Source organism: Streptococcus sp. HMSC36C04, assembly GCF_001839535.1.
Classification (GTDB): Bacteria; Bacillota; Bacilli; order Lactobacillales; family Streptococcaceae; genus Streptococcus; species Streptococcus hominis.
Genome location: NZ_KV841598.1, coordinates 49777 through 56460 on the forward strand (window position 1 = coordinate 49777; position 6684 = coordinate 56460).

Here is a 6684-nt window from a genome sequence, read left to right on the forward strand (position 1 = left end):
TTTTTCTGATAAAATATTAATATACTGAGGAAATTATATTGTTATATGAGAAAACTTAGTGTGAACGATCTGTTTAAAATATATAGTTCTGTGGAAATCTAAGAAATTTGGTGTAGTTTTGGAAGCATTCGAAACAACACAACTCTAAAACTAAGATACAACTTTCTATTAATTCTATCACATTTTTATAGAAATTCATCATTATTTTTGTTGAAAATTTAAAAATATGTGATATAATCAAATTATAAATTATAAAAGTTGTATCTTAAGGAGTTGATTTTAAAGAAAATTAGATTAAAAAAGGACGAACTTGTTATTATAACGGAATTGTTAAAACTTATGAAGGTTCTTGTTGATATAGTTAAGGTTTTCGTTTCATAATTTTATAAGTAGCTTCTAAAGATTTTTATTTTTTGATAAATAACCTTTTCAGCAACTGTGATAAATAAACATTTTAATTTTAGTAACTTAGTTTTAGAGGCTCACGCTCTCAATAATTGCTTTTATATAAAAAATCAATCTTTACATCAGGAGGAAAAAGATGGATCAAAAATATTCTATTGGTCTCGATATCGGCACAAATAGTGTTGGATGGGCTGTTGTTACGGATGACTACAAGGTTCCTGCTAAAAAGATGAAAGTCTTAGGAAATACTGATAAACAATCTATCAAGAAAAATTTATTAGGTGCTCTTTTATTTGATAGTGGCGAAACCGCAGAGGCGACACGCTTGAAACGGACAGCAAGACGTCGATACACACGCCGTAGAAATCGTCTACGCTATTTGCAAGAAATTTTTGCTGAGGAAATGAACAAGGTAGATGAAAACTTCTTTCAACGCTTGGATGATTCTTTTCTTGTAGATGAGGATAAAAGAGGGGAACGTCATCCAATTTTTGGAAATATTGCAGCAGAAGTGAAATATCATGATGATTTTCCAACAATATATCACTTGAGAAAGCACCTAGCCGATATATCCCAAAAAGCTGATTTGCGCTTGGTTTATTTAGCTTTGGCGCATATGATTAAATTCCGTGGGCATTTTCTTATTGAAGGTCAGCTAAAAGCTGAAAACACAAATGTTCAAGCATTATTTAAGGATTTTGTAGAAGTATATGATAAGACAGTTGAAGAAAGTCACTTATCAGAAATGACAGTCGATGCATTGAGTATCTTAACAGAAAAAGTTAGCAAATCTCGTCGTTTAGAAAATCTTATTGCTCATTATCCAGCTGAGAAGAAAAATACTTTATTCGGGAATCTTATTGCTTTATCTTTGGGTTTACAACCCAACTTTAAAACCAATTTCCAATTATCTGAAGATGCTAAATTACAATTTTCTAAAGATACATATGAAGAAGATTTGGAAGGGTTGCTTGGGGAAATCGGAGATGAGTATGCGGACTTGTTTGCATCTGCTAAAAATCTTTATGATGCTATATTGCTGTCAGGGATTTTGACAGTAGATGATAACTCAACAAAAGCACCTTTGTCTGCTTCAATGGTTAAACGCTATGAGGAACATCAAAAAGATCTTAAAAAATTGAAAGATTTTATTAAAGTGAATGCTCCTGATCAGTATAATGCCATTTTCAAAGATAAAAACAAGAAAGGTTATGCGGGTTATATTGAAAACGGTGTCAAACAAGATGAGTTTTACAAATACTTAAAGGGAATTCTTTTACAAATTAATGGAAGTGGTGATTTTCTTGATAAAATTGATCGTGAAGATTTTTTGAGAAAGCAACGGACCTTTGATAATGGCTCCATTCCGCATCAGATTCACCTTCAAGAAATGCATGCTATTTTACGACGTCAGGAGGAACACTATCCATTCTTGAAAGAAAATCAGGATAAGATTGAAAAAATCTTAACGTTTAGAATTCCTTACTACGTTGGTCCTTTGGCACGAAAAGGCAGTCGCTTTGCTTGGGCAGAATATAAGGCGGATGAAAAAATTACGCCATGGAATTTTGATGATATTCTTGATAAAGAAAAATCAGCAGAAAAATTCATCACACGCATGACTTTAAATGATTTGTATTTACCTGAAGAAAAAGTCTTACCCAAACACAGTCTTCTATACGAAACCTTTACCGTTTACAACGAGTTGACCAAAGTTAAGTATGTTAATGAACAGGGTGAAGCTAAATTCTTTGATGCAAATATGAAGCAAGAGATTTTTGACCATGTCTTTAAAGAAAATCGGAAAGTTACGAAAGATAAACTGTTAAACTATTTGGGCAAAGAATTTGACGAATTTAGAATTGTTGACTTAACTGGACTGGATAAGGAAAATAAAGTCTTTAATTCCAGTCTTGGAACCTACCATGATTTGCGTAAGATTTTAGATAAATCATTCTTAGATAACAAAGAAAATGAACAGATAATTGAGGATATCATTCAAACACTAACTCTGTTTGAAGATAGAGAAATGATCCGTCAGCGCCTTCAAAAATATAGTGATATCTTTACTAAGGCTCAATTGAAAAAATTGGAACGCTGTCATTACACTGGTTGGGGACGCTTGTCATACAAGTTGATCAATGGTATCCGAAATAAAGAGAATAAGAAAACAATATTAGACTATCTAATCGATGATGGTTATGCTAATCGTAACTTTATGCAGCTGATTAATGATGATGCTCTTTCTTTTAAAGAGGAAATTGCTAAGGCACAAGTTATCGGGGAAACGGATGATCTAAATCAAGTTGTTAGTGATATTGCTGGCAGCCCTGCCATCAAAAAGGGCATTTTACAGAGTCTAAAAATTGTTGATGAGCTTGTTAAAGTCATGGGGTATAACCCTGCTAATATTGTTATCGAAATGGCGCGTGAAAATCAGACGACAGATAAGGGACGTAGAAATTCACAGCAACGTCTTAAATTATTACAAGATTCATTGAAGAATTTGGACAATCCTGTAAATATTAAGAATGTGGAAAATCAGCAACTTCAAAATGATCGATTATTCTTGTACTATATCCAAAATGGCAAAGATATGTATACAGGAGAAACTTTAGATATTAACAATCTAAGTCAATATGATATTGATCACATTATTCCGCAAGCCTTTATTAAAGACGATTCTTTTGATAATCGAGTTTTAACGAGTTCTTCCGAAAATCGTGGCAAGTCTGATAATGTTCCCAGCATAGAAGTAGTTCGTGCTAGGAAGGCGGATTGGATGCGATTGCGTAAAGCTGGTCTAATTTCTCAACGTAAGTTTGATAATTTAACCAAGGCAGAACGTGGCGGTCTGACCGAAAATGATAAAGCAGGTTTTATTAAACGTCAGTTAGTTGAGACAAGACAAATTACTAAGCATGTTGCGCAGGTTTTAGATGCTCGTTTTAATGCAAAGCATGATGAGAATAAAAAAGTGATTCGAGATGTTAAAATCATTACTTTGAAATCTAATCTAGTTTCACAATTTCGAAAGGACTTTAAGTTTTACAAAGTACGTGAAATTAATGATTATCACCATGCACATGACGCTTATCTCAATGCAGTTATTGGAACAGCTTTGTTGAAAAAATATCCCAAACTTGCATCAGAATTTGTATATGGTGAATTCAAAAAATATGATGTCCGTAAATTTATTGCGAAATCTGATAAGGAAATTGGAAAAGCTACAGCAAAATATTTCTTTTATTCAAATTTGATGAACTTCTTTAAAAAAGAGGTTAAATTTGCAGACGGTACAGTAGTTGAGAGGCCTGATATTGAAACAAGCGAGGATGGCGAAATAGCTTGGAATAAACAAACCGACTTTAAAATTGTTCGCAAGGTTCTCTCCTATCCGCAGGTTAATATTGTGAAGAAGACTGAGGTACAGACTCATGGTCTAGATAGAGGGAAGCCAAGGGGACTTTTTAATGCTAATCCTTCTCCTAAACCTAAACCAGATAGTAGTGAAAATTTAGTGGGGGTAAAGAGAAATCTTGACCCTAAGAAATATGGTGGTTATGCAGGTATTTCAAATTCTTATGCTGTATTGGTTAAAGCGATTATTGAAAAAGGAGTCAAGAAAAAAGAAACGATGGTACTAGAATTTCAGGGAATTTCCATTTTAGACCGAATTACTTTTGAAAAAGATAAAAGAGCTTTCTTGTTAGGAAAAGGATACAAAGATATTAAAAAAATCATTGAGCTACCTAAATACAGCTTGTTTGAATTGAAAGATGGATCCCGTCGCATGTTAGCTAGCATTCTTTCAACAAATAATAAACGTGGAGAAATTCATAAAGGAAATGAATTGTTTGTTCCACAAAAGTTCACAACTCTGCTATATCATGCCAAACGAATTAACAATCCAATCAACAAAGATCATATAGAATATGTTAAGAAGCATAGAGATGATTTTAAAGAGTTGCTCAACTATGTATTAGAATTTAATGAAAAATATGTGGGGGCTACTAAAAATGGAGAGCGTTTAAAAGAAGCGGTGGCGGATTTTGACAGCAAAAGCAATGAAGAAATTTGTACTAGCTTTTTAGGAGCCGTTAATAGTAAGAATGCAGGCTTATTTGAGTTAACCTCATTAGGAAGTGCCTCAGATTTTGAATTTCTTGGTGTAAAAATTCCTAGATATAGAGATTACACTCCCTCATCGCTATTAAAGGATTCTACCCTCATCCACCAATCCATCACGGGTCTTTATGAAACACGGATTGACTTGAGCAAGTTAGGAGAAGATTGATGGGGTGGAGAACAGTTGTTGTAAATACACATTCAAAACTTTCCTACAAGAATAATCACTTGATCTTCAAGGATGCCTCTCGGACAGAATTGATTCATCTGTCCGAGGTGGATATCTTGTTGTTGGAGACAACTGATATTGTGCTGTCAACCATGCTGATTAAGCGGCTGGTTGATGAGAATATTTTAGTTATTTTTTGTGATGATAAGCGTTTGCCAACAGCCATGCTGATGCCCTACTATGCACGTCACGATTCCAGTTTGCAGCTGAGTAATCAAATCACTTGGTCAGAAGATGTCAAGGCAGAAGTCTGGACGACAATCATTGCACAGAAGATTCTGAATCAAGCGATGTACCTTGGAGATTGTGGTTTCTTTGAGAAATCACAGTCTGTTATTGATTTATATAATGGGTTGGAGCTGTTTGATCCTAGTAACCGCGAAGGACACGCGGCTCGGATCTACTTTAATACATTATTTGGAAATGATTTTTCAAGGGAACAAGATAATGATATTAATGCTGCTCTTGATTACGGATACACCTTGATACTAAGTATGTTTGCTCGGGAAGTAGTGGTTTGTGGATGTATGACTCAGTTTGGGCTGAAACATGCCAATCAGTTTAATCAATTTAATCTGGCAAGTGATGTAATGGAGCCGTTTCGCCCAATTATTGATAGGATTGTTTACGAAAACAGGAACAATGACTTTGTGAAAATTAAGAGAGAGTTGTTTACTATTTTTTCTGATACTTTTCTCTATAATGGGAAAGAAATGTATTTATCTAACATTGTCAGTGATTACACTAAAAAAGTGATAAAGACATTGAATCAAACTGGGAAAGGAGTTCCTGAATTTAGGATATGAGTTATCGATATATGCGAATGATTTTAATGTTTGATATGCCGGTTGAAACTGCAGAGGAGCGTAAAGCTTATCGAAAATTTAGGAAATTCTTGATTAAAGAAGGTTTCATTATGCACCAGTTTTCAGTATACAGTAAGCTGCTTTTGAATAGCTCTGCCAACAATGCCATGCTTGAGCGGTTAAAAGTTAATAATCCTAAGAAGGGAAGTATCACCCTTTTAACGGTAACAGAAAAGCAATTTTCTCGCATGATCTACTTGAATGGAGAAAGGGATACCAGTATTGCTAATTCAGATGCAAGGTTGGTATTTCTAGGAGAGGATTTTACAGATGAAAATTAATTTTCCGATTCTGGACGAACCGATTGAAATTAAACAGGCTACTTTCCTTATTTTAGAGGAACAGCTGATATTTTCCGATGTTGTCAAACACCTATATCACTATTCGGAAGAAGATGAGCTAAAATTATTTGATAACAAGATGAAATCCTTGAAAGAATCCGAGTTATTGCTTATTACAGATATTTTAGGTTACAATATTAATTCGCCGGCAATGTTAAAATTGATTCGTGCGGATTTGGAAAAACAGTTGAATGAAAAGCCTGAAGTGAAATCTATGTTAGAAAAATTAGTTGCAACTATTACAGAACTAATTGCTTTTGAATGTTTAGAAAACGAGCTGGATTTAGAGTATGATGAAATAACAATTTTGGAATTGATTGATGCTTTAGGTGTAAAAATTGAAACACTAAGTGACACTGTTTTTGAGAAAAGTTTAGAGATTGTTCAGGTGTTTAAATATCTTTCTAAAAAGAAACTGCTTGTCTTTGTGAATGTATCATGTTATCTGTCTGAACATGAACTAGCTAAATTGGTAGAATATATTCAACTTCATAATATAAATGTACTGTTTGTTGAACCAAGAAAAGTATACGACTTCCCTCAATATGTAGTGGATGAGGACTATTTCTTATCTTGTGAGAATATGATATAATATTAGTAAATATAAGGAATCATTTGAGCTGAAGTCTAGCTGGGACGAATGGCGCGATTACGAAATTTCGAGACAAAAATTGGTCCACGAGGTTTTAGAGCTGTGCTGTTTCGAATGGTTCCA

4 protein-coding genes are annotated in these 6684 nt (G+C 33.9%); all 4 read left to right on the plus strand.

The features are described from left to right. Nucleotides 1-541: 541 nt before the first annotated feature. The 4 genes from cas9 to csn2 are packed head-to-tail and all read left to right on the plus strand — an operon-like array spanning nucleotide 542 to nucleotide 6561. The gene (gene cas9 / locus HMPREF3249_RS05740) at nucleotides 542-4702 is read left to right on the plus strand and encodes a type II CRISPR RNA-guided endonuclease Cas9 (RefSeq protein ID WP_049533112.1); all 4161 of its coding nucleotides are present in this window, start codon (nucleotides 542-544) and stop codon (nucleotides 4700-4702) included. Next, nucleotides 4702-5568, plus strand: a complete 867-nt coding sequence (gene cas1, locus HMPREF3249_RS05745) for a type II CRISPR-associated endonuclease Cas1 (protein WP_003041519.1) — start codon at nucleotides 4702-4704, stop codon at nucleotides 5566-5568. Before cas9 ends, cas1 begins: the two co-directional genes overlap by 1 nt. Further along, the gene (gene cas2 / locus HMPREF3249_RS05750) at nucleotides 5565-5909 is read left to right on the plus strand and encodes a CRISPR-associated endonuclease Cas2 (RefSeq protein ID WP_049533111.1); all 345 of its coding nucleotides are present in this window, start codon (nucleotides 5565-5567) and stop codon (nucleotides 5907-5909) included. The genes cas1 and cas2 overlap by 4 nt, the downstream gene beginning before the upstream one ends. Beyond that, nucleotides 5899-6561 (plus strand): type II-A CRISPR-associated protein Csn2, encoded by a 663-nt coding sequence (gene csn2 / locus HMPREF3249_RS05755; RefSeq protein ID WP_049533110.1) that lies wholly within the window; start codon nucleotides 5899-5901, stop codon nucleotides 6559-6561. Before cas2 ends, csn2 begins: the two co-directional genes overlap by 11 nt. The last annotated feature ends 123 nt before the right edge of the window (nucleotides 6562-6684 follow it).